This window comes from Pseudomonas sp. BGI-2 (genome assembly GCF_004310295.1).
In the GTDB taxonomy this organism is placed as follows: Bacteria; Pseudomonadota; Gammaproteobacteria; order Pseudomonadales; family Pseudomonadaceae; genus Aquipseudomonas.
Genome location: NZ_SISB01000037.1, coordinates 24,174 through 47,301, shown reverse-complemented (window position 1 = coordinate 47,301; position 23,128 = coordinate 24,174). Strand labels below are relative to the sequence as shown.

General features: G+C 59.9%; 23 protein-coding genes and 2 pseudogenes. 10 read left to right on the top strand and 15 right to left on the bottom strand.

All coding sequences use genetic code 11. The annotated features are described in order from the left end of the window. Nucleotides 1-59: 59 nt before the first annotated feature. The gene (locus EYC95_RS22675) at nt 60-500 is read right to left on the bottom strand and encodes a cupin domain-containing protein (protein ID WP_131062309.1); all 441 of its coding nucleotides are present in this window, start codon (nt 498-500) and stop codon (nt 60-62) included. A gap of 191 nt (nt 501-691) precedes the next feature. Between EYC95_RS22675 and EYC95_RS22670 the strand changes: the two genes are divergently transcribed. Genes EYC95_RS22670 through ligD form a run of 3 tightly spaced genes read left to right on the top strand, consistent with a single transcriptional unit; the run spans nt 692 to nt 5,676 of the window. Next, on the top strand, nt 692-2,077 hold the full coding sequence (locus EYC95_RS22670; protein ID WP_131062308.1) for an iron-containing redox enzyme family protein: 1,386 nt from the start codon (nt 692-694) through the stop codon (nt 2,075-2,077). 9 nt (nt 2,078-2,086) lie between these two features. After that, nucleotides 2,087-3,079, top strand: a complete 993-nt coding sequence (locus tag EYC95_RS22665) for a class I SAM-dependent methyltransferase (protein WP_131062307.1) — start codon at nt 2,087-2,089, stop codon at nt 3,077-3,079. Beyond that, the gene (ligD, locus tag EYC95_RS22660) at nt 3,076-5,676 is read left to right on the top strand and encodes a DNA ligase D (protein ID WP_131062306.1); all 2,601 of its coding nucleotides are present in this window, start codon (nt 3,076-3,078) and stop codon (nt 5,674-5,676) included. Before EYC95_RS22665 ends, ligD begins: the two co-directional genes overlap by 4 nt. A gap of 200 nt (nt 5,677-5,876) precedes the next feature. Here the strand turns inward: ligD and EYC95_RS22655 are convergent, their stop codons facing one another. From EYC95_RS22655 to EYC95_RS22635, 5 genes are all read right to left on the bottom strand, one after another. Next, the gene (locus tag EYC95_RS22655) at nt 5,877-6,551 is read right to left on the bottom strand and encodes a DUF3313 domain-containing protein (RefSeq protein WP_131062305.1); all 675 of its coding nucleotides are present in this window, start codon (nt 6,549-6,551) and stop codon (nt 5,877-5,879) included. Nucleotides 6,552-6,730: 179 nt separating this feature from the next. Then, on the bottom strand, nt 6,731-7,009 hold the full coding sequence (locus EYC95_RS22650; RefSeq protein WP_131062304.1) for a DUF3303 domain-containing protein: 279 nt from the start codon (nt 7,007-7,009) through the stop codon (nt 6,731-6,733). Nucleotides 7,010-7,202: 193 nt separating this feature from the next. Then, a complete protein-coding gene (locus tag EYC95_RS22645) occupies nt 7,203-7,742 on the bottom strand; it encodes an HD domain-containing protein (RefSeq protein WP_131062303.1) in 540 nt (179 codons plus the stop codon). Nucleotides 7,743-7,752: 10 nt separating this feature from the next. Next, nucleotides 7,753-8,154 carry a hypothetical protein gene (locus EYC95_RS22640; protein WP_131062302.1) on the bottom strand — a complete coding sequence of 134 codons (402 nt, stop codon included), beginning with the start codon at nt 8,152-8,154 and terminating at the stop codon, nt 7,753-7,755. Nucleotides 8,155-8,216: 62 nt separating this feature from the next. Further along, the gene (locus EYC95_RS22635) at nt 8,217-8,786 is read right to left on the bottom strand and encodes an Rrf2 family transcriptional regulator (protein ID WP_131062301.1); all 570 of its coding nucleotides are present in this window, start codon (nt 8,784-8,786) and stop codon (nt 8,217-8,219) included. Nucleotides 8,787-9,042: 256 nt separating this feature from the next. Here EYC95_RS22635 and EYC95_RS22630 point away from each other — a divergent pair, with 256 nt between their 5' ends. Further along, on the top strand, nt 9,043-10,245 hold the full coding sequence (locus tag EYC95_RS22630) for an NAD(P)/FAD-dependent oxidoreductase (RefSeq protein WP_131062300.1): 1,203 nt from the start codon (nt 9,043-9,045) through the stop codon (nt 10,243-10,245). Between the two features lie 204 nt (nt 10,246-10,449). On the opposite strand, the gene grxC is transcribed toward EYC95_RS22630, so the two are convergent. Then, complete coding sequence (gene grxC / locus EYC95_RS22625) at nt 10,450-10,701, bottom strand: glutaredoxin 3 (RefSeq protein WP_131062299.1); 252 nt, start codon at nt 10,699-10,701, stop codon at nt 10,450-10,452. Between the two features lie 30 nt (nt 10,702-10,731). Beyond that, nucleotides 10,732-11,241, bottom strand: a pseudogene (locus tag EYC95_RS22620) (carboxymuconolactone decarboxylase family protein). 143 nt (nt 11,242-11,384) lie between these two features. Here EYC95_RS22620 and EYC95_RS22615 point away from each other — a divergent pair. The 3 genes and pseudogenes from EYC95_RS22615 to EYC95_RS22605 all read left to right on the top strand — a co-directional run bounded on the left by EYC95_RS22615 (nt 11,385) and on the right by EYC95_RS22605 (nt 14,327). Next, nucleotides 11,385-12,214 (top strand): annotated as a pseudogene (locus EYC95_RS22615) (AraC family transcriptional regulator). Between the two features lie 217 nt (nt 12,215-12,431). Then, the gene (locus EYC95_RS22610; protein WP_131062298.1) at nt 12,432-13,652 is read left to right on the top strand and encodes a helix-turn-helix domain-containing protein; all 1,221 of its coding nucleotides are present in this window, start codon (nt 12,432-12,434) and stop codon (nt 13,650-13,652) included. A gap of 36 nt (nt 13,653-13,688) precedes the next feature. Continuing rightward, the gene (locus EYC95_RS22605; RefSeq protein ID WP_131062297.1) at nt 13,689-14,327 is read left to right on the top strand and encodes a DUF5074 domain-containing protein; all 639 of its coding nucleotides are present in this window, start codon (nt 13,689-13,691) and stop codon (nt 14,325-14,327) included. Here the strand turns inward: EYC95_RS22605 and EYC95_RS22600 are convergent. Further along, nucleotides 14,324-14,593, bottom strand: a complete 270-nt coding sequence (locus EYC95_RS22600) for a hypothetical protein (RefSeq protein ID WP_131062296.1) — start codon at nt 14,591-14,593, stop codon at nt 14,324-14,326. The two genes, EYC95_RS22605 and EYC95_RS22600, sit on opposite strands and share 4 nt — an antisense overlap. Nucleotides 14,594-14,996: 403 nt before the next feature. Between EYC95_RS22600 and EYC95_RS22595 the strand changes: the two genes are divergently transcribed. After that, on the top strand, nt 14,997-16,064 hold the full coding sequence (locus EYC95_RS22595; RefSeq protein ID WP_131062295.1) for a hypothetical protein: 1,068 nt from the start codon (nt 14,997-14,999) through the stop codon (nt 16,062-16,064). 16 nt (nt 16,065-16,080) lie between these two features. Beyond that, complete coding sequence (locus EYC95_RS22590) at nt 16,081-16,434, top strand: DUF1428 domain-containing protein (RefSeq protein ID WP_131062294.1); 354 nt, start codon at nt 16,081-16,083, stop codon at nt 16,432-16,434. A 14-nt stretch (nt 16,435-16,448) separates the two neighbouring features. On the opposite strand, the gene EYC95_RS22585 is transcribed toward EYC95_RS22590, so the two are convergent. Then, entirely contained in the window at nt 16,449-16,643 is a 195-nt protein-coding gene (locus EYC95_RS22585) for a hypothetical protein (RefSeq protein WP_131062293.1), read from the bottom strand. 61 nt (nt 16,644-16,704) lie between these two features. Between EYC95_RS22585 and thpR the strand changes: the two genes are divergently transcribed. Next, nucleotides 16,705-17,244, top strand: a complete 540-nt coding sequence (gene thpR / locus EYC95_RS22580; RefSeq protein WP_131062292.1) for an RNA 2',3'-cyclic phosphodiesterase — start codon at nt 16,705-16,707, stop codon at nt 17,242-17,244. 253 nt (nt 17,245-17,497) lie between these two features. Here the strand turns inward: thpR and EYC95_RS22575 are convergent, their stop codons facing one another. The 5 genes from EYC95_RS22575 to EYC95_RS22555 all read right to left on the bottom strand — a co-directional run bounded on the left by EYC95_RS22575 (nt 17,498) and on the right by EYC95_RS22555 (nt 22,930). After that, nucleotides 17,498-18,595 (bottom strand): polyamine ABC transporter substrate-binding protein, encoded by a 1,098-nt coding sequence (locus EYC95_RS22575; protein WP_131062291.1) that lies wholly within the window; start codon nt 18,593-18,595, stop codon nt 17,498-17,500. A 283-nt stretch (nt 18,596-18,878) separates the two neighbouring features. Next, a complete protein-coding gene (locus EYC95_RS22570; protein ID WP_131062290.1) occupies nt 18,879-19,763 on the bottom strand; it encodes an ABC transporter permease subunit in 885 nt (294 codons plus the stop codon). Beyond that, nucleotides 19,760-20,641 (bottom strand): ABC transporter permease subunit, encoded by an 882-nt coding sequence (locus EYC95_RS22565; RefSeq protein ID WP_165557495.1) that lies wholly within the window; start codon nt 20,639-20,641, stop codon nt 19,760-19,762. The genes EYC95_RS22570 and EYC95_RS22565 overlap by 4 nt, the downstream gene beginning before the upstream one ends. 29 nt (nt 20,642-20,670) lie before the next feature. Next, nucleotides 20,671-21,813 carry a polyamine ABC transporter ATP-binding protein gene (gene potA, locus EYC95_RS22560; protein WP_131062288.1) on the bottom strand — a complete coding sequence of 381 codons (1,143 nt, stop codon included), beginning with the start codon at nt 21,811-21,813 and terminating at the stop codon, nt 20,671-20,673. Between the two features lie 355 nt (nt 21,814-22,168). Continuing rightward, nucleotides 22,169-22,930, bottom strand: coding sequence for a gamma-glutamyl-gamma-aminobutyrate hydrolase family protein (locus EYC95_RS22555; protein ID WP_131062287.1), 762 nt, complete (start codon nt 22,928-22,930; stop codon nt 22,169-22,171). Nucleotides 22,931-23,128 lie beyond the last annotated feature (198 nt).

Below are 23,128 nucleotides of genomic sequence, written 5' to 3'. Positions count from 1 at the left end.
CTGCGGTGTGCACAAGATCCCTGTGGGAGCTAGCCTGCTAGCGAAGAACGTTAACGCGGTCAACCTGCAGGTTTCGGCACCAGGAAGATAACGCCATGCGCCTCGGCAATCTCCAGTATCCGGGGCAAATCCTCCGGCACTCGTAATTGATGCACGGCCGCAAAAAACTGCCCGCCACGCGGGTCGGACACCACGCCTATCATCTTCGCGGTAGGGCTGATGTTCTTGTAGGCATGGATGGAGCCCCCGGGAATATGCACATAACCTCCGGCGGAGACGGTGGTGGACTTGCCCGCCACGGTCACTTCGACCTGGCCGTCGACCACGTAAAACGCCTCGTCCCACGGATGAAAGTGCGGTGGCGGCCCTCCGCCTTGCACGCCTTCCTGGATATGCATTTCAAAGGGTTTGCTCAGATCGCCGCCCGCGAGGATCGTGATTGCCTCGCCCACGACGTTCACCGGCGCCGGCGATTGCTCGATGACGTGCACCGTTCGCATGATTGCTCTCCGAAGATGAATCCGACCCGCTGAGTATATGCCTGGCGCGCCGGCTGGACTTCGCCCCACAGGCCCGTCCGTCAGGGCATTTTCAACGCCGATTGAATTTTTTTCCGGGCAAATCGCTCTTCTGAAGTAGAGACGTGTTGATTCAGCGTCCTGCCACTGGCCTCAGACCGAGAGATGCGCCCATGACTGCCCTGACACGACTTGAATCGTGGCCCGCCCACGCACACCCGATCCCGGCCGCCGGGAGCCTGAAACAGGCCTATGAACAGCTGCTGCTGGGAGACGACCCCGAGCAACGGCGCGCACTCGCCCGGACCTTTCTCGAGGCGCAGCTCGAGCACGCCACCGACCTGCCGCAGGAAATGCCGAATGACCTGTCAGCCCTGCAATCGTTCGTCGAACAGCACAGCGTTGACGTCGCCCGCCAATACGCCGATTACCTGCAACAACGAAAAGACGGCGGGCCCCGGCAATTTTTCACCAACAAGGCGCACGCGTTGTTTTTCCTGCAAGCCGTTGCCCCGACCAAACTGGTCGACGGCGCGTGGCTGTATGGCCTGTTGCGTTATTGGCGGGACCCGCGTTTCGAAGGGCTGATTTGCACTTATCTAGAGGAGCTGGGCGACGGCAACCCGGCGCAGAACCATGTGGTTATCTACCGCAAGCTCCTTGCCGAACATGGCTTGCAAGACACTGGCGTGATTGCCGACGAACATTACCTGCAAGGCGCGATACAACTGGCGCTGGGCGAATCCGCCGATGAGTTTCTGCCTGAGGCGATCGGCTACAACCTCGGCTACGAACAACTGCCGCTGCATTTGCTGATCAGCGCCTATGAACTCAGCGAATTGGGCATCGATCCGTATTACTTCACCCTGCACGTGACCATCGACAATGCCAGCACCGGCCACGCGCACAAAGCCGTGCAGTCGGTGCTGCAACTGCTGCCGGTGGAAGGCGATCGAGAAGACTTTCTGCGCCGGGTCGCGTTGGGGTATCGGCTCAATGATCTGGGGCAGGGCAGTCGCGCGATCATCGAATCGTTCGACCTCGACGCAGAGTTGCTGAGCATGCTTGAGCGCAAGCGCCCGTTCGGCCAGCACATGCATTCCGACTACTGCCGTTTCGAAGGCAAGACCGTCAACCAATGGCTATCGGCGCCAGAGCAGTTGCCGGGCTTCCTCACCGCCCTGGAAAACAAGGGCTGGATCAAACGTCATCAAGACCCTCAAGACAGCCGTTTCTGGCAGTTGATCGAGGGGGACGGCGCCGCCATGTTCGGAGTGTTCAGCCCTTATGAAAAACAGCTGCTGCATGACTGGATTGCCGGCGAATGGACGCCTGAGCGCTCAGCCACAGCGGTTCGCCGGGGCACGAGTGTCGCGACAGAACCGCCCATGTCCGACAACGACCCGGATATCCAGAGCCTGCAAACCGCGTTGGACGGGCTCGCCGCGCACGAGCAGATGCAAGTGTTGATTCCGTGGCTGTCGGCCCATCGGCATTCCCATCCAGCCGGCCTGATGGCGACGCGACGGTTTATCGAACTCAAATCCAGCCTGCGATAGGAGCACTGCATGAATCAGGAAGAGCAACTGGACGCTGCCGATCTGGCGCTGGTGCAACTGGGGCGCCGCTTGCAGGCCGATGGCTACCGGTTCATCACCCCGACGCCGCTTACCCACCAGCGGGTGAATGACCGTGCCTTCGGGCAAAACGCGCGGACCTTGCGCGATGTGTTTGGCTGGTCGCGCTCGTTCGAACCTGGCCTGCTGTCGACGGATGAACAGCGGCAGTTGCAGCAGGCGGGCGTCCTTCAAGAAAGCAACGGCCGACTGAAAAGCCGCGTGCGCTGGTCCAGCCTGGACGATCTGCTGTTCGTTCACTCGGGGTTCCCCACCGATGCGGCTGATGCGGTGTTCTTCGGCCCGGACACTTACCGTTTCGCGCAGCTGATTCATGCGCATCTACAACAAACCTTCGCACCGATAAGACGCGCCGTGGACATTGGGTGCGGCGCAGGTGTCGGGGCGATTGTGATCGCCCGCGCACGCCATGAGGCTGAAGTGCTGGCCGTCGACATCAACCCGGCGGCGCTGCGCCTGACGGCCGTCAACGCGGCGCTTGCCGAAGTCACTAACGTCACCGTCGAAGCCAGCGATGTGCTGCAGGATGTCGACGGCCATTTCGACCTGATCGTCGCCAATCCACCGTACATGGCCGACCCTGCAGAGCGTGCATACCGCCATGGCGGTGGCGAATTGGGCGCGCAATTGTCGTTACGCATTGTCGAGCAGGCGCTGTATCGCCTGGCGCCCGGTGGTTCTTTGGTGCTGTACACCGGGGTGGCAATGATCGATGGCCAGGATCCGTTTCTGGAGGCGCTGATTCCGCGTCTGGAATCGGCAATGTTCGGCTGGACCTATCGCGAACTCGATCCCGACGTGTTCGGTGAAGAACTGCTGACCCCAGGCTATCAACGGGTCGAGCGGATTGCGGTCGTGGCCCTGATCGTTACGCGCATCGGCCCCGGTATTGGGGGAAGCGTTGAGTCAGCAGGTGCTCCATGAACAAGAATCTGGACGATTACAACCGCATGCGCGATTTCTCGGCGACTTCAGAACCTGCCGCGAAACGTTCGGCCCGGAAAACCGCGAAAGACCATGCCTTGCAGTTCTGTATCCAGAAACACGATGCCTCGCGGTTGCACTATGACTTTCGCCTGGAACTCGACGGAGCACTGAAGAGCTGGGCGGTGCCCAAAGGCCCTTCGCTGGACCCCAAGGTCAAGCGCCTGGCGGTCCACGTTGAAGACCATCCGATTGACTACGCCACCTTCGAGGGCAGCATTCCCGAAGGGCATTACGGCGCAGGCGACGTGATTGTCTGGGACCGCGGCGTGTGGATCCCGCAGGAAGATCCGGCCAAGGCCTATGCCAAGGGCAAGCTTAAGTTCGAGCTGCAAGGCGAGAAACTCGGCGGCCTGTGGAACCTGGTGCGCACGCACATGCCGGGCAAGCAGGAACAGTGGTTTCTGATCAAGCATCAGGACGGTGCGGCCAAACCCGAAAGCGATTACGACGTGGTCGTCGCCGAGCCGGACAGCGTGCTCAGTGACCGGACCATCGTCCCCAGGAAGGCGAAGACCGCCGACAAACCCAAACCGGTGAAGAAGCCGGCGCGCAAGGTCACGCCGAAGGAGCAGTCAGCCCAACTCACCGGCGCTCACAAAGCCAAACTGCCCGCCCAGCTCAAACCCGAACTGGCGACGCTGGTGGAGAAAGCCCCGCAGGGCGATTGGAGCTATGAGATCAAGTTCGATGGCTATCGGATCATGGCCCGCATCGACCACGACGAGGTGAAACTCTTTACCCGCAACGGCCACGACTGGACCCATAAACTGCCGAAGCAGGCCGAGGCACTGGCGTCGCTGGGCCTCGAATCCGCTTGGCTCGACGGTGAAATGGTGGTGGCGGACGAGCAGGGCGTTCCTGACTTTCAGGCGCTGCAAAATGCCTTCGAATCCAATCGCAGTGGCGACATCGTTTACTACCTGTTCGACATGCCTTACCTCAATGGCGTAGACCTGCGCGAGGTGCCGGTCGAGGAACGACGGGTCGCGCTGGCGACGGTGCTCAAACCCAACAAAGACCCGCTGCTGCGCTTCTCCGACGCGTTCGGCGAAGAACCGGAAGCCTTGCTCAACAGCGCCTGCCAGATGCAAATGGAAGGGCTGATCGGCAAGCGCCTGGGTTCGCCTTACGTGTCCCGGCGCAGCAGTGACTGGATCAAGCTCAAGTGCAAGCATCGGCAGGAATTCGTCGTGGTCGGCTATACCGATCCGAAAGGCTCGCGCAATGCCTTCGGTGCGTTGCTGTTGGGTTTGCATGACCGGGACAGCGGCGAGTTGCGCTACACCGGCAAGGTCGGCACCGGTTTTAACGAGACCACGCTCAAGCACATCTACGAACAGCTGAAACCGTTGCTGGCGAAAAAGCCCGCGGTGGTCAATCCGCCGGCCGGTTTTGAAGCCAAGGGTGTGCATTGGCTCAAACCGGTTTTGCTCGCAGAAGTCGCGTTCGCCGAGATGACCAAGGACGGTTCGGTTCGCCATGCGGTGTTCCATGGCTTGCGCGATGACAAACCCGCCGAAGACATCACTGAGGAGCGTCCGAAAGCCGTGAAAGCCCAGACCACCAAGAAAGCCGCCGCTGCCAAACCGACCGCCTCGGCGAAAAAGAAGCCTGCCAAGGCAGCGCCCGCGCCGTCTCAGATCGGCCTCGGTGCGGGCAAGGTGCGCATTACTCACCCGGATCGGGTAATCGACGCCAGCAGCGGCACCACCAAAGTGCAACTGGCGGAATATTACGCCAGCGTCGCCGAATGGATTCTGCCCGAACTCAAGGACCGGCCAGTGGCGCTGGTGCGCGCCCCGGACGGCATCGCCGGCGAACTGTTCTTCCAGAAGAATGCCGAGCGCCTGGCCATTCCCGGGATCACCACGCTGGACAAGGAGCTCACCGGCCAACCGGTGATGATCATCAACAACGCCGAAGCCCTGATTGGCGCCGTGCAGATGAGCACCGTGGAACTGCACACCTGGAACGCCACCTCGGACAACCTTGATAAACCTGACCGCTTCGTCCTCGACCTCGACCCGGACCCGGCGCTGCCGTGGAAAAGCATGGTCGAGGCGACCCAGTTGACCCTGTCGGTGCTCGATGAACTCGGGCTCAAGGCCTTCCTCAAGACCAGCGGCGGCAAGGGGATTCACCTGGTGGTGCCGCTGACTCGCAAGTTGGGTTGGGATGAGGTGAAGGACTTCAGCCATGCGATTGTCAGCCACATGGCCAAGTTGCTGCCGGAGCGTTTTTCCGCGGTGTCGGGACCGAAGAATCGTGTTGGGCGGATTTTCATCGATTATCTGCGTAACGGTCTGGGCGCCACGACCATTTGCGCCTACGCCGCGCGCACCCGCGAAGGGATGCCGGTGTCGGTGCCGGTCTTTCGTGATGAGGTGGCTGAATTGAAGGGTGGTAATCAGTGGAACATCCACAACGTGCAGGAACGCCTGGCCGAAGTGGGTGACGAACCCTGGGCGGACCTGAAGAAAACCCGGCAAGCGATCACCGCCGACATGCGTCGACGGGTCGGCATGAAAAAATAACCCCTGATTAGCCGCCCCTTTGTAGCAGCTGCCGAGCAACGCGTTGTGGCGAGGGGATTTATCCCCGTTCGGCTGCGAAGCAGTCGTGAATTAAGACGACGCGGTGCATCAGATAGACCGTGCGTTCAGGTTTTACGACTGCTTCGCAGCCGAACGGGGATAAATCCCCTCGCCACAGGGCAGCTGCTACAAGATTGCCGTTAGCGGAAAAACGCCTGCAAATCGCTGGTCAGTTTGTCGATCGCTACCTTGAAGTCTTTGGCGGTGATTTTCTGGCTGGCATTTTCCAGGGTGCTGCCAAACACCTTGCGCACAACCTTGGCCACGGTCTGGTTGTTGCTCGCATCGATAAACTCGGCCTCAATGAACAACGTGGTGTCCTGATCCCGATGCCCGCTGGCAGCGGAAACACCACCGACCACGGCCGCGACAGGCACCACTTCATACCATTTCATGCCTTCGTTTTCGGCGTTCACCCCGGTGATCGCCGAGCGCATAATCAGGGTTTTCGAACCGACCGGTGCTGCTTTTGCGCTCGATACCACCCGGTATTTCTGGCCCAGCACGCTTTTGGCCTTGCTGGTCATGTAGTTCTGCAGTTCATCCAGGGTTTGCCGATTGACCCGCTCGTTGGGCTGCGGCGCCGGGTACAGCTCAAGCTTGTTGAACGCGACGGTGTTGTAGGCATCCGGATTCCACGACGGGCTAACCCAGCGCATGGCGGTCTCGCCGCTGGTGGTGGTGACTTGCTGCAAGTTGTTGTAGTTGGACAGGAAGCCTGAGTACTGGTCTTTTTCGGTGATTTTCGAGGTGCACCCGCCGAGCAACAGGCTGGCAAGTGCAGCGCCGATGAACAGTCTCTGCGACAGGTTCATATGCTTTCTACTCCGTGGGGGGCAGTGCAGGGTCGGCCCGGCCAGTCCAGGCAAGAAAACCCTGGCTGAAAACCGGCTCCTTCGCGATGAGCGTAGGTTCGCCCGCCGAATTTTCCAGTCAGTCATGAACGTGTTTTCGGGTCGAGAGGCGGCGAGCAGTACCCGCCGCCCGATGACCTCTACTTGCCGACCGTGCCCGCCAGCAGCGGCGCCATCTGTTCATCGGTCAGTGCCGCCTGGACGTCCATCTTCATGATGTCGTTCCATTCCAGCACCCACTTCTGAATCGGCACCAGATCACTGGCCTCTGCTACGCCAAAACCGCTCGAACCACCGACGGCATGCCAGCGCCCGAGCATCTTGACGCCAGCAGGTGGAACGGCCCCGGTCTTGAGGAAACGCTCGATCGCCTTGTTACGGTTGTCCGAATTGATCGACCAACTGACGATGAATAACATTTGCCACCTCCTTCAACGGATTGGCACCTGTTTGTCTGTGCGCACCGGGTTGGCGCCGGGACCACGGTGACGCTGTGTCTACAGCTTCTTGCCCCTTGTGAAGGCATAGCAGCGCTTGGCCGTCTGTGTATGACCGCTGATCCTGTTAAAGGGCCTTTTCAAGGAATGGGCAACGTCGTGGCCGACACCTGTTTCACCAGCGAAACATGGGCAATGGCTTGAGTGGCGAACGAAGGAATTGGCGAGCGGTTTGCCTGAGCAGCATCCAGTGAAATCCATGATTGGGCAGGGCCGATTTCACCGTTTTGATGTAGACCCGTGGCAGGCCGAACGTCAGCAGCCCGAGGGACACATCAATGACATCGGCGCGCCGGAAGGGCTCGACGTTGAGCGCATGATCGGCAGCGTAGGGCCGCACTTTGTGGTGTTCCAGGATCAGCGCCGTCACTTCGCCGTTCAAGTGCGACAGTTGCCGGTTGGCGAGATAGTCGGTGGCCAGGCGAACCGAGGGTTCCAGGTAATCGATGGTTCCATCCGTCCAGATGCCCAGGTCATGAAACGCCGCCGCGATTTGCACGGCCTCGGAGGGCAGGCCTTCAATGCCGCTGATGGCGCTGTAGAAGTTCAGCACCCGATAAATGTGATTGCGATAACCCGGAAGGTCAGCGCCAATCGCCAAGGCATACGACGTCAGTATTTCGTCTGTCACGGGGAATTTGAGAACGAGGTTCATGGGGCTGACCTCAGGCGTCGCGCAACAGGTCGTTGGCGTTGAGAATCTCGTAGGCAATCTGCGGGCGCTTCTCGAGGCTGCGGCGGATGGCGGCGGGGATTGACTGTCGGGTTTTGCGGCACAGGCCGGGCAATTCGCCAAGGGTGATGCTGATGCCGCGCATGGTCCGCACTTCGTTGAAGCTTGGGGCGATGTCCACGCGGATGCCCAGTTGTGCGTACATGCGGTTTTGCAATTTTTCCAGTTCCGCCAGGCTCTGGAGGGTTTCCAGGCGTTCGATCAGGCGTTTTTCTTCCGCGCGGGTCAGCAGCAGGATGCGCACGTCCGCGCCCGGTGTTTCCAGCAGCGGGTCACGCCCGCAGTCGCAGGCGCCGGGCGGGCAGGGTTGGCGAATCGCAGGCAGGGTCGTCATGGGGTTTAATCATAGAGCGCTCCGATCCGGTTTGCCCATAGGCCAGCCTGTGACCTTCGCATTCATTCAGAAATATCGGTCACCGGGATGATCTGCTCCTGATCGACCGACGTGCTGGTGCTGCTTTTCTTTTCCCGACGATCATTCATCCAGGTGTCCACCTGGGCGCCGAAGTCGGCCGGGGCTTTACGTCCGACCCTTCGGGCCAGGTCGAGAATGGTCTGCTGGGCGAGGGCGTCTTCCATGCGTTGCTGCGCGGTCATCATCACCGCATGCACCGAGCAATGACCTTCCACGGCCCATGTCGGCGGTGAACCGTCAAACAGCGCACAACGCTCGCGGATATCACGGCAATCGAAGATCAGCTTTTGGCCATCGATGGCGTTAACGATATCCAGCACGCTGATTTCGTCAGCCGGCCGTGCAAGCTTGAACCCGCCGCGCACGCCTTCGGTCGCCACCACCAGTTTGGCCTTGGCCAGCTTGGTGAAGATTTTCGCCAGGTAATCCAGCGGCACGCCTTGCAGCTCAGCGAGGTCGCGCACGCTCGCCTCACGGCTATCGCCGTAATCGCCTACCAGAAAAAGCAGGCAATGAATGCCATATTCAACGCCTGCGCTGTAAAGAGACATGGTTATCTCCGACTGAATGATTCGCCAATGTTACCAGCCGATGGTTGCAGGTGCAACGAGCCATCGGCATGGGTTAAATCGTCTGTCTGTCCTGTGCTGCTTATAGACCATGGCTTTTGTCTGAATTATCGAGGTATCTGGATTTGTGATGACAAGCATCGATAGAAGGTCGTTGCTTCTCGCAACTCGGATCACTATAGTCGCCGTTGTCAGCTCGGCGACGGGTTCAGCCTTTGGTCTTCTTCGGAGTTAAACAATGAAACAGCACATTCTGGTCATCGGCGCAGGTTTCGGTGGCATGTGGACGGCATTAAGCGCCACGCGCCTGTTCGACATCCATAATCATAACGACGTAGAAGTCACGGTACTGGCGCCTCAGGCCGAGCTGCGTGTACGTCCGCGTTTCTACGAGCCGAATGCTCATCAACTCGCCGCACCGATCGGTGAGCTGTTCGATGCCGTCGGTGTGAAGTTCATCAAGGGCGCCGCAGAAACCATCGATGTGCAGCAAAAACACGTTGGCTACACCGATGCGTCGGGTGCCAAACAAGTGTGCAGCTACGACAAACTCGTTCTGGCCACCGGCAGCGGTCTTGCGTTGCCCAACACCCCGGGCGTGGCCGAACATGCCTTCGACGTGGACCAGATTGAACAAGCCATCCGCTTGGAAAACCATCTGAAATCCCTGGCCAAGCTGCCAGACAGCAAGGCGCGTAACACCGTGGTGGTGGCCGGTGGCGGTTTCACCGGGATTGAAACGGCGACTGAAATGCCGGCGCGCTTGCGGGCCATCCTCGGTGACAAGGCCGACATTGAAGTGAGCATCGTTGATCGCGGTGAAAAAGTCGGTGCGTCCATGGGCAGCGAAATCGCCCAGTCGATCGCCGAAGCCAGCACTGAGCTGGGCGTGCAATGGCGCTTGAAGTCTTCGGTGGTTGCCGTCGATGAAAACGGTGTGACCCTGGCCGATGGCCAACGCATCGACGCAAAGACTGTGGTCTGGACCACTGGTGTGCGGGCCAGCTCGCTGACCGAGCAGATCCCGGCCGAACGCGATCACCTCGGCCGCCTGCACGTCGACGCGCATCTGAAAGTCATCGGCCAGGACGACATTTTCGCCACGGGCGATGTGGCTTACGCCGCGTCTGATGACATCGGTAACTACGCCCTGATGACGTGCCAACACGCCATCGTCCTGGGCCGGCATGCGGGCAACAACGTCGCCGCGCAGATCCTCGGCGTGGACCCGACGCCGTACAGTCAGCCGAAGTACGTGACCTGCCTGGATTTGGGGGCCTGGGGTGCGGTCTACACCGAAGGTTGGGACCGCCAGGTCAAACTAGTCAAGGAGGAAGGCAAGTCGCTGAAAACCCAGATCAACACCGTGTGGATCTACCCTCCGGTGGCCAATCGCGAAACGGCATGGGCAGCCGCTGATCCGCTGATCCCGATTGCCTAAATTGTTGGCATAAAAAATCCCGCTCAGGTGTTCCTGGGCGGGATTTTTGTTGTTCAGATGCGGAAGGCTTGTCGGCCTATCAGCAACCCATCGTCGGTCATCGTACAGCTAGCCAGAATTTAATTGAATAGTGGCAAAACGACCGGCAAGACTTCCATGGGGTGATAGAAGTCTTGCCAGGAAAGGGGGCTCTGGATCACTGCTTCAGGCCAGCATCGACAACAAGGCACCTTGACGGTCCAGTTTGGCCAGGTCGTCGAAGCCTGCGACATGGGTGTCACCGATAAATATTTGCGGCACGCTGCGACGACCGCTGCGGGTGAGCATCTCCTGGAATCTGCGGGGGTCCGACTGAATGTTTATTTCCCGGGTGGCGATGCCTTTGCTGGCCAGCAATGCCTTGGCATTGCGGCAGTAGGGGCAGGTGTCAGTGGTGTAAAGCGTCACAGTGCTCATGGTGTGTACTCCTCGGATTCGAGATGCGATTCAAGCGTCGATCGCAGGGAAGTCGATCTCGGTCAGGGCCAGATTGTTGAGGTAGTTGGTCAGGGTCTGCGAGGCAATGTGGGCGACCACCTCGATGATCTTGGCGTCGGTGATACCGGCTGCACGCGCCGCTTCAATTTGCTCGTTGCTCAAGTGGCCGCGACTTTCAGTAATCTGCTGGGCCAGCGTGGCGAAGGCATTGAGTTGGCCCTGCCGGGCACTAAGGATGTCTTGTGCGGACAGCCCGACCTTGCCGGCAAACAGGGTGTGCGCCGCCAAGCAGTAGTCGCAACCATTGACCTGCGAAGTGGCCAAAAAAATGGCTTCTTTCTCAGGGCCGCTCAGGGACGTTTTGCCCAGGGCTACCGACTGTTGCAGATAGGCAGCAAGTACGGCGGGGGCATGGGCCAGTGTCTTGAAGACGTTGGGCAAGAAGCCTATTTTTTTCTACACGCCTTCCAGCAGCGGGCGGGTGGTGTCGGTGGCGTGTTCAAGGCTCAGGGTGGTGATTCAGCTCATGGTGATGCTCCGTAGATTCAAGCGCGGTATGCGCTGGGTACGGGGTCCATGCTATTGATCAACGCTGGCCTTGAGGGTGCAAAACGTCGAGGATATGCGACAGATCGTCCAGATATGTCCCCGGGAGTCGTTCCATGGATCGCTTGTCCACCTTGCTCACGCATTTCGGTGTCAGTGCCGGAACTTTCCACAGTGGGGATTTTTGTGGTGCCACGGCCTTTGATGGTTATCAGGCCACCGGGCACCTGCATTTGCTTCAGGCCGGCGAACTGACGCTCAGACTGGCCGATGAGCGAGACCTTCAGCTCAACGAGCCAACGCTGATTCTTTTCCGCGGCCTTATCGTCATCGGTTGTTCGCCAGCGAAGCGTCGGGCACTCAACTGGTGTGCGCCACCCTGGAATTCGACGGTGGGTCGGGCAATGCTTTGGCCGCCGCGCTGCCTGAGTACCTGGTGCTCAAACTCGACAGCATCCCGACGATGGCCGGTACGCTGGACTGGCTGTTCAGCGAGGCGTTCGGCGGCATTTGTGGTCGCGAAGCGATGATGGACCGACTGTTCGAACTGCTGGTGATTCAGTTGTTGCGGCACATTCTGACCAGCCGGGATCAGACGCCCGGCATGATGGCCGGTCTCGCCGACCCGCGCCTGGCGCGCCCCTTGAGCCTGATGCACGACTCGCCCGGCAAGGCCTGGACCGTGGCCGAACTGTCGGCGGCGGCCAACATGTCCCGCGCCAGTTTCGCCGAATACTTTCGCTCGGTGGTGGGGCAGACGCCGGTCGACTACCTGGTGAGCTGGCGGATCAGCCTGGCGCAGAAACGCTTGCGCGAAGGCAAGTCCATTGCGCTGATCGCTGATGAAGTCGGTTATGAAAGCCCCTCGGCGTTGGCCCGGGCTTTTCGTCGTAAAACCGGCACTAGCCCGCGCGAGTGGGTGCAGGAGGCCAAACGCCCGCGATGACCAGCGAGCTGGACACAGCAAAACCGCGTTGACGGAAAGGCTCAGGGCGTAATGGCGGTGTATCAGCCAACATTGATACCGACTGAAACACCGCCATCATCGCGAGCAGGCTCACACCCACAGGGATTGCGCTTTACCGGCGGGCTGTTTGGTGGGCGTGAGATAGACTCATCAACGGGCATCGAACCGTGGGAGTGGCACGTGTGGCGCATTTCAAATGGACTCGCTGATTACCGCTGCAGCGCACGCTCTCGCAGCGGGTGATCCCTTGGGTGCGCTGAACCGGGTTGCCCTACGCGACGATGCACCGGCATTGGCGCTTCGCGGTATCGCCATGGCGCAGTTGGGCGATCTGGTTCGGGCAAAGGAATTGGTGCGCAGTGCCGCGCGCGCCTTCGGTCCGAAAGCGCCAGTGGCCCGCGCGCGGTGCGTGGTTGCCGAGGCCGAAATTGCCCTGGCTTCACGAGATCTGGGTTGGCCGGTGAAAGCGCTCGAAGCGGCGCGAGTGACGCTGGAGGCGCATGGCGATGGCCTGAATGCGGCCCATGCGCGGTATTTGCAGATTCGACGGTTGTTGTTGATCGGGCATCTTGATGAGGTCGAAGGGCTGCTCGCCGAGCTTGACCCTGCGCCACTGCCACCGGCATTGCGCGCCGTTCATGAGCTGGTGGTGGCGGGGATCGCCGTGCGGCGACTCGAAACAAAAAGGGCGCGCTCTGCCCTCGAAAGGGCTCAGCGTGCTGCGTTCTACGCCGGTATTCCCGCACTGACCGCCGAGGTCGCACACGCCGCTCAAGTCCTCAACACGCCCGCAGCGCGCCTGATTGCTCGTGGTGAAGAACGCCCCCTGTTGCTGGATGAAGTGCAAGCGCTGCTCGGGTCAACATCCCTGGTGGTGGACGCGTGCCGATACGGCGTGCGCGGCGCTGGAATGTCGGTGTCCCTGGCCAAACGCCCGGTGTTGTTTACCCTCGTGCGGGCGTTGGCCGAAGCCTGGCCCGGGGATGTGGCAAGGGAAGCGCTGATCACCCAGGCCTTTCGCTTGAAGCTCACCGATGAGTCCCATCGAGCGCGCCTGCGCGTCGAAATCGGTCGACTTCGCGCGGCGCTGGATCCGCTGGCCGGTGTCAGCGCGACGAAACGCGGGTTTGCGCTGCAACCACGGGTTGCGGACGACGTTGTGGTGTTGGCGCGGCCCATCGAAGAACCGCAGGCGGCGCTACTCGCCTTCCTCGCCGACGGCGAGTCGTGGTCCAGTTCTGCGCTCGCCTTGGCGCTGAAAGCCAGTCAGCGCACCGTGCAGCGTTCGCTCGACGCGCTGGCCACCGCCGGAAAAGTGCAGGCGTTTGGTCGCGGGCGGGCCCGGCGCTGGATGACGCCACCGATGCCGGGATTCGCGACGACTTTGTTACTCACAGCGTGGGTGCCGGGTGACTAGGATCCATTCCACCCCCCCAACGAAGAGGATACAACCATGAAGCAATCATCCGCCGAAATCATCCGCGAATACGGACCCTTTCCGGGCGTCGACAGCGTGCATGGCGTTTCTTATGACGGTCAGCACGTCTGGTTCGCTTCCGGAGAAAAACTCAATGCCCTCGATCCGACTAGCGGGAAGACGCTGCGCTCGCTTGATATCGCCGCGCATGCCGGGACAGCCTTTGACGGCCAGCACCTGTTCCAGATCGCCGAGGATCGTATCCAGAAGATCGATCCATCAAACGGCCGGGTACTCGGCACCATTCCTGCGCCCGGCGGCGGCGGCGACTCAGGGCTCGCGTGGGCCGAAGGAACGCTGTGGGTAGGCCAGTATCAGGAACGCAAGATCCATCAGATCGACCCCGACACCGGCAAGATTCTTCGCACGATCGAGTCCAACCGCTTCGTCACCGGCGTGACCTGGGTGGAAGGCGCGCTGTGGCACGGTACCTGGGAAGGAGAGGAAGGTGAATTGCGGCGAGTCGACCCGAACACCGGCGAGGTGCTGGAAAGCCTCACGCTGCCAACCGGTGTTGGCGTATCAGGGCTTGAGTCCGACGGCGCGGACCGGTTTTTCTGTGGTGGAGGAAACAGTGGGAAGGTGAGGGCCGTTCGTCGGCCCGCCTCATCCTAAAACGTGAACTGACGCGAAGACCGGGGTGCGCTCTGAGCCAGCTCGATCTCCAGCAGATGCTCAACCAATACGTCATTGAGAAACCGGAACTGATCGTTGAGCCCGACCACTTCGTTGTTGAAGTGGTTCGCGGCTGCCGGGATCAGCAACGCCTCGAAGTTTTTGTCGAACACCAGCGACAGCACTTTGCGAGAGACGAATTCCTGCGAATAGAGGTTGTTGCCGAACACCGGGAAGCTTACGGAGAGGCTGATGGCGTGGATCATGATCTGCGCTCCTCGGCGAGGACGATGTAGGAGAAAACAGTCAGGGTAATGGCCGTCAGGGCCAGGCAGGTCAGGAGATGGATCAACATGATTTGCCCCTCCGGTGTGGGGTTGTGCCTTGGGATGGGGTGATCCTGCGCCTGGTGGTTTTTTTGCGGAAGGCAATAGCAGCAATGGTGAGTATCGATAGAGATGATGGTGATCTTCAGGGCCTCATCGCGAGCAGGCTCGCTCCCACATTGGATTGTGGTGAACTCGACATTGTGGGAGTGAGCCTGCTCGCGATGAGGCCATAAGCCGTCCATCAACCCCAAGCGAACAAACCCCGCCACCTATACTCAAATAAATAGGCTTTTCGAGCACCGGGCATACCGTCCGGGGATCACTGTAGGAAACCGCGATCTTGAACCTGCGTTCGCTGATCGTCGCCGTGATGGTAGTGTTGGCGGGATGCGCCACGCCCGTGCGTGCCCCGGTGGTGGTGCCGATCGTGGTGGTGGCCGAGAGCACTTGGCGGCAGGTGGACCAGGAGATTGTCGCAGCGTCGAAATCGGCCACCGAGCAGACCAAAATCTACGCCCGTGGTGCCATGGATTACTGGCGTACCCGCGTCTACCAACTGACCGAAGAGAACTTCATTCCCTGGTTCAGCAGTTATTGGACCCAGGAATGGCTCTCGGTGAAGGTCAGCTGGTACACCCTCAGCGCTGCGGGTGAACAGGATGCCTCGGCCAAGCGCCTGGCGGCCTACCTGCTGGAGCAATATCAGAAGCGCGTGCTGGCGCCGGTCGCGGTGGAGATCGATCCTGATGCGATTCTCAGCCTGGCGACGGCCTTCTACGTGGACATTCTTCAGGAAGAACTGCAGCGAATCTCCCAGCGCCACGGCGTGCCGATGGCCCAACTCAACGGCCGCCTGCAGAAAATTCCGGCGATTGCACTGGGCCCGCCGCCTGCTCGCGATGCGTCGTTGTATCAGGTCGTGCACACCCAACCGCTGAACACATTGCCGGCCTACGCGGCGTTGATCGAGAAGATCCACAAGGCGGGCGGCGACAGGGGCGTCGGGTCGACCGACACGGCGATGGCGCCGGTGGCCAAGCGCGCCAGCCAGCGGATGGAAGCCGAAATGGCCCCTCGAGGCGCAGCCAGTGCCGTTGCTGCGGCGGCCGGAAAACTCGCGGGGGGATTGATTACGGTGGGGGTGGCGGGGATCCGCGCGATGATTCAGGCCGCCGACCGGCCGGACAGCGAGGCGCTGATTCGCAGCAGCCTGGGCAATACGTTCGACAAGGCCTGGATGAAGCTTGTGCAGAACCCGACCACCGGCGTGATGGCGGGAACGTTTTACCTGGCTGCGCAGATCGAGGGCAGCCTGGCGGGGAGTGCCGATGTACCGCCTGTCAGTTTGGGCAACGGCGCTGTCGATTGGAGCCCTGCGGAATCGACTAACCAGCAGACCGTTCCATAACCGAAGGAGAAACACCATGTCCTACGTTGATGGCTTCCTCGCTGCCGTACCCACCGCCAATCGCGAGAAATTCAAGAAACACGCCGAAACCGCCGCCGTCATTTTCAAGGAAAGCGGCGCGCTCAGCGTCACAGAGTGCTGGGGAGACGATGTGCCGGACGGCAAGGTGACCTCGTTTCCCATGGCGGTGAAACTCAAGGAAGACGAAACCGTGGTGTTCAGCTGGATCATTTGGCCCGATAAGGCCACCCGTAATGCGGGCATGGACAAACTCATGAACGATGCGCGCATGCAGTCGGACGTCAATCCGATGCCCTTCGATGGTCAGCGCCTGGTCTTTGGTGGTTTCGAAGTGATCGTGAAGGCCTGATCCCGACCAAAGGATCACTCCGCCGACGGGGTGATCCTGCAACTTTTGCGGTTGCGGATCTCACTGTCCGTCGGCCGCTCCCTCACGAACTCGAAGCGCGGCTCACCTTCGCTATAGTGAACCAGCCAGCCCCATTCCAGCTCGGACTCATCCTGACCCGGTTTCGGTGGCATCGCCCACCATGGCTCTTTGCTGATGATTGCTCGCATGGCCCCCTCCCGTTGAATTCGGCTGGTTCAACTATAACGTGCATGTCAGGAGCTGCCAGGCATGACTGACGAATCCCATGAACCTTCCAAACGGCTGTTTTTCGCACTCCATTGCCCGCCCGAGCAACGCAAGGCCATTGCCCAGTGGCGCAGCGCACTTGAGCTGCGCAGCGGGCGCCCGGTGCCGGCGGAAAACTTCCACCTGACGTTGTTGTTTTTGGGGGCCGTGGCGGTGGCGCAAATCGGCGAGATCTGCACGGCTGCGGCAAAGGTTCGCGTACAGGGTGCGCCGTTGAGGTTGGTGCTGGATCGAATGGATGTCTGGCGCAGGGCAGGGGTTCTGGTGCTGGCGCCGGAGCAGGCACCGCCGGAGTTGCTGCGTCTGGTGTATGCGCTGGAACAGGCGATGTTGCCGTTCGGGTTTGAGGATGCGCCGAAAGAGTTTCGGCCGCATTTGACGTTGATGCGCGACTACCGAGTGCCGGTGCCTGAGTCCGCGACGCCGCCCGAGTTTTTCCTGCGGGCTGATCGCTTTGTCTTGTTTGAATCCCATAAGGGGCGGTATCGGGCACTGGCCGAATGGCCGCTCGTCCCCTCATAAAAAAAGGCGCCCGAGGAGGGCGCCCGAATTCACCTGAACCGAGGAAGCCAGGTGAGGCCGTTCGTCAGAGAGGCGTGCAGCGGTGGTAAGGCGCTGCGTGAACGGAAAACAGGTAAAACCCCAATATTTGTGTCATGCCTACGTCCCCGTAGGAGCGAGGCTTGCCCGCGAAGAGGCCATCACATTCAACATTGATGGTGACTGGCACACCGCCTTCGCGGGCAAGCCTCGCTCCTACAAAGGGCGCGCGCAATTACTTCCCGAGCTTCACCCGCGTCCAGCCCCGGGTCATCACCCGCTGAACGCCGATTGGCATGTCCGGAATCGCATACAGCGTCGCCATCACGTCTTGCGGCGGGTACGATCCCGGATCATCCCGGATCGCCTCATCCACCAGCGGCGTAGCCGCCGCGTTGGCATTGCTGTAGCCGATGTTGTTGGTGATCTCGGCGATGATGTCCGGGCGCATCAGGAAGTTCATGAAGAGGTAGGCGTTTTCCACGTTCGCCGCGTCCCGTGGGATGGCAACCATGTCGTAGAAGCTGCCGGCGCCTTCTTTTGGAATGCTGTAATTGATCTTCACCTTGTCGCCCGCTTCCTGAGCGCGAGCCTTGGCTTGCAGCACGTCGCCGGAGTAACCGACCGCGACGCAGATGTTGCCGTTAGCCAGGTCGGAGATGTATTTCGACGAATGGAAATACGCCACCGAAGGGCGAATCTTCATGAACAGCGCTTCAGCTTCAGCGATCTGCCCCTTGTCCTGCGAGTTCACCGGGTAACCCAGGTAATGCAGGGCCGCTGGGAGCATTTCCGTCGGCGAGTCGAGGAAACTGATGCCGCACGCTTTCAGTTTTTCGGCGTTTTCCGGTTTGAACAGCAGGTCCCAAGAGTTGGTCGGTGCGTTGGCGCCGAGCACTTCCTTGACCTTGGCCGGGTTGAAGCCGATACCGATTGAGCCCCACATGTACGGGAAGGCGTGGCCGTTATTCGGGTCGCTCGCGGAAGCGTTTTTCAGCAGCACCGGGTTGAGATTTTTCCAGTTCGACAGCTTCGACTTGTCCAGTTCCTGATAGACACCGGCCTTGATCTGCTTGGCCAGGAAACTGTTGGACGGCACAACGATGTCGTAGCCGGATTTGCCCGCGAGCAGACGGGCCTCAAGGGTTTCATTGCTGTCGAACACATCGTAGGTCACGCGAATGCCGGTCTCGTCTTCGAACTTCTTGACCGTGTCCGGTGCGATGTAATCCGACCAGTTGTAGACGCGCAGAACCTTGTCATTGGCCTGGGCAACCGTGGCAATCGCGCCCAATAAGGACAGTGTCAGCAGAGTCCTGCCAAACATTTTCATCGGTACAACTCCAATTCTTTTTATTCAAAATCACACAGCAAAAAGCAGTGAATACAGAACCCTGTAGTAGGGGATTTACCTGTAGTGAGGAGCTTTGCCTGTGGCGAGGGGATTTATCCACGTTCGGCTGCGAAGCAGTCGTAAACCTGTGAAGCAGGTGTATCTGATACACCTAGGTTGCAGGTTGTGGGGCCGCTACGCGACCCACGGGGATAAATCCTCTCGCCACAAAAATCCCTCTCACCACAGAAGCTCCTTCGCCACAGTTAACTCACCAGATGCACTAGGCTGTCGCTCCTGCCATTTTCTTTTCAGGTTGCTGCCACGATTCGCTGGCGGTCTGGTCCATCGCTTCCTGGATCGCACGTTTGCGGTTGGCTTCGGCGCGGCGGCTGAAGTACCAGACCATGAACGTCACGATCGAAACGGCCAACAGAATCAGACTTGCCACGGCGTTGATCTCAGGCTTCACACCCAGGCGCACCGCCGAGAACACTTCCATCGGCAAGGTCGTCGAGCCCGGGCCGGACACGAAGCTCGCCAGCACCAAATCATCCAGCGACAAGGCAAACGACATCATGCCGCCGGCCGCCAGTGAAGGCGCGATCATCGGGATGGTGATCAGGAAAAACACCTTGAACGGCTTCGCCCCGAGGTCCATGGCCGCTTCTTCGATGGACAAATCCAGCTCACGTAAACGCGCGGAGACCACCACCGCCACATACGCCGCACAGAACGTGGTATGGGCGATCCAGATCGTGACGATGCCACGCTCCATCGGCCAACCGATCAACTGCGCCATCGCCACGAACAGCAGCAACAGCGACAGACCGGTGATCACTTCCGGCATCACCAACGGCGCCGTCACCAGGCCGCCAAACAGCGTACGACCCTTGAAGCGCGTCACCCGCGTCAGCACAAACGCTGCCAACGTCCCCAGCGCAACAGCGGCAATCGCGGTGTAGCAGGCGATTTCTAGCGAGCGCACCACCGAGCCCATCAGTTGCGTGTTGTCGAGCAAACCGGCGTACCACTTGAACGACCAGCCGCCCCACACCGTCACCAGTTTCGAGGCGTTGAACGAGTAAATCACCAGAATCAACATCGGCAGGTAGATAAACGACAGGCCGAACACCAGCATCAACTTTGAAAATCCAAAACGTTTCATCCCCGTGCCTCCATCTCTTTGGCCTGGCTGCGGTTGAACAGCAGAATCGGCACAATCAGGATCAACAGCATCACCACCGCCAGGGCAGACGCCACCGGCCAGTCGCGGTTATTGAAGAACTCTTGCCACAGCACGCGACCGATCATCAGTGTCTCCGGGCCGCCCAACAGCTCCGGAATCACGAACTCACCGACCACCGGAATGAACACCAGCATTGCGCCTGCAATGATCCCGTTCTTGGCCAGCGGCACGGTGATTTTCCAGAAGTTGTTGAAGTTACTCGAACCCAGGTCAGACGCGGCTTCCAGCAGGCTCTGATCGTGCTTGACCAGGTTGGCGTACAGCGGCAACACCATGAACGGCAGATACGCATACACCACGCCGATGTACACGGCCGTGTTGGTGTTGAGGATCTCGATCGGGTGATCCGTCAGCCCGGTCCACATCAAAAAACCGTTGAGCAAACCGTTGTTGCTGAGGATGCCCATCCACGCATACACGCGGATCAGGATTGCGGTCCAGGTCGGCATCATGATCAGCAACAGCAGAACGTTTTGCGTTTCCTTGTTCGCCTTGGTGATCGCGTAGGCCATCGGGAAACCGATCACCAGGCACATCAGCGTGCTTAAAAACGCGACCTTCAACGAGCCGAAGTAAGCCGAGATGTACAGCTCATCTTGGGTCAGCAGCAAGTAGTTACCGATGTTGAGCAATAGCTGAAATTTCTGCTCGGCGAAGGTGTAGATCTCTGAGTAAGGAGGAATGGCCAGCGCCGCTTCCGAGAAGCTGATCTTCATCACCAGGAAGAACGGCAACAGGAAAAACAGGCAAAGCCACAGGAACGGAATCCCGATGACGAGCTTTCGACCACTCGGCATCAGCCGCATGAACTGCTGATTGAGTGTTTTCATGAGCGCAGTACCACGCCGCTGTCGTCTTCCCACCACACGTAGACTTTGTCGTCCCAGGTCGGACGGGCGCCACGGCGTTCGGCGTTGGCCATGAACGATTGCACGACCTTGCCGCCAGGCAGCTCGACGTAAAACACCGAGTGACCGCCGAGGTAGGCGATGTCATGCACTTTGCCTTCGGACCAGTTGTAGCGGGTGTCCGGCTTGAGGGTGCTGACCAGCATTTTTTCCGGGCGGATCGCGTAGGTGATCGACTTGTCCTGCACGGAAGTGCTGACGCCGTGACCGACGTAAATCTTCTGCTCCAGATCCGGGCTGTGAATGATCGCGTGACCTTCAAGGTCTTCCACAACGGTGCCTTCAAAGGCGTTCACGTTGCCGATGAATTCGCAGACCATGCGGCTGACCGGTGCTTCATAAATGTCGACCGGGCTGCCGATCTGCGCGATCCAGCCCAGGTGCATGATCGCAATGCGCTGGGCCATGGTCATGGCCTCTTCCTGGTCGTGGGTCACCATCACGCAGGTCACACCGACCCGCTCGATGATTTCCACCAGCTCCAGTTGCATCTGCGAACGCAGCTTTTTATCCAGTGCGCCCATCGGTTCGTCGAGCAGCAACAGCTTCGGACGTTTGGCCAGGGAGCGGGCGAGGGCCACGCGCTGACGCTGACCACCCGACAACTGATGGGGTTTGCGTTTGGCGTACTGGGTCATGTGTACCAGGCGCAACATCTCTTCAACGCGGGCGTCGATTTCGCTGGCGGGCAAGCGGTCCTGCTTGAGGCCGAAGGCGATGTTCTGTGCCACGGTCATGTGTGGGAACAGCGCGTACGACTGGAACATCATGTTGATCGGCCGTTCGTACGGCGGCATGTCGGTGATGTCCACGCCATCGAGGAAAATCCGGCCCTCGGTCGGGCGCTCGAAGCCGGCGAGCATGCGCAGCAGGGTCGATTTGCCGGAACCGGAACCACCGAGCAGGGCGAAGATCTCGCCTTGATGGATCTCGAGCGAGACATCGTCTACTGCGCAGGTTTCGTCGAATTTCTTGGTGACGCGGTCGACTTTCACCAGCACCTTTTTCGATGTCTGGTGACCTTCAAGAGCCTTCCTGTAGATGCTGGAGGCGTTTGCCATGTGAAACTCCCAACAGGTTTCAGTCGTCGGGCCAACGCGGCCTGACTTAAGAGTGGATTGCAAGCCCAAACCGTGCGATGCCAGCCAGAGCGCGGACCCTGTAGGAGCGAGGCTTGCCCGCGAAGACGGCGTGTCAGTCGACATCATCGTTACCTGATACACCGCCTTCGCGGGCAAGCCTCGCTCCTACAAGGGATTGCGCTCGCCTGATCCATACCGTTCGGGCTTATTCGGCGCCGCCGTCCTGGCTGCCGGGGTCGTACTTGTTGTTATTGCAGTGTGTTGTCATCGCGAAGGACGGACGCGCAAAGGCACGCCCGCCTGACTCGCGGGGGCAGTAAATTTGTGTTTTAGGTCAGCGGGTTTTACGCAGCGCGGCCCGTCGCCGGCACGCATCGCCGAACGCCTGGAAAATACTCAAGTAAGGCGGATTCGACAGGACCTGCCATTCCGGATGCCATTGCACGCCGACGGCAAACGCCTTGCTGTGTTCCACCGAAATCGCCTCGATCAAACCGTCCGGCGCGATGGCTTCCGAGCGCAAGCCTGGAGCCAGTCGATCAATGCCTTGGCTGTGAATCGAATTGACCATGAACTCGGCCGGCAACTCCAGCGTTTCGAACACGCCACCCGGTTGTACCGTCACCGCATGCGCCGGTGCGTATTGCACCGCCAGCTCCGGACTGTCGGCTTCCCGGTGATCGAGCATGCCGGGCAGTTCATGCACCTTCTGATGCAGGCTGCCACCGAACGCCACGTTCATTTCCTGGAAGCCGCGGCAGATGCCGAGCACCGGCACGCCCGCCGCAATGGCTGCACGCAATAAAGGAAGGGTGGTGGCGTCCCGCGCCGGATCGTGATCCGTGCCGGGGACGCTGGCCGGGCCTTGATAGTGGAAAGGTTCCACATTCGAGGGAGAGCCGGTCAGCAGCAGACCGTCGAGATGCGCGAGCACATCGTCGATTTCAGTCAGTTCGCCTAAGGAAGGAATGATCACAGGCAGCCCCAAAGCCGCGACGCTGACAGCACGCAAGTACTTGTCGCCGCTGACGTGGTAGGGGTGCAGGCCAATCTGTTTGACGCACGCAGTAACGCCGATCAATGGCTTGAATGCCATTTTTATCACCTCGAAGTTTCACACTTGAACGAGCTTTTCCGGAGCTTAGCCTTGTTGATTTTAATTAACAACTCTCATGTAAAAAATTCTAAACGCCGTGCGTCTGATCCTGAGGGTTTACGCGGTACGCAGGACTTGATTGGCACTCTCGTGCCCATAAAAGGCCCGAAAATAAAGGTTGAGCGGGCAAGTGTTCGC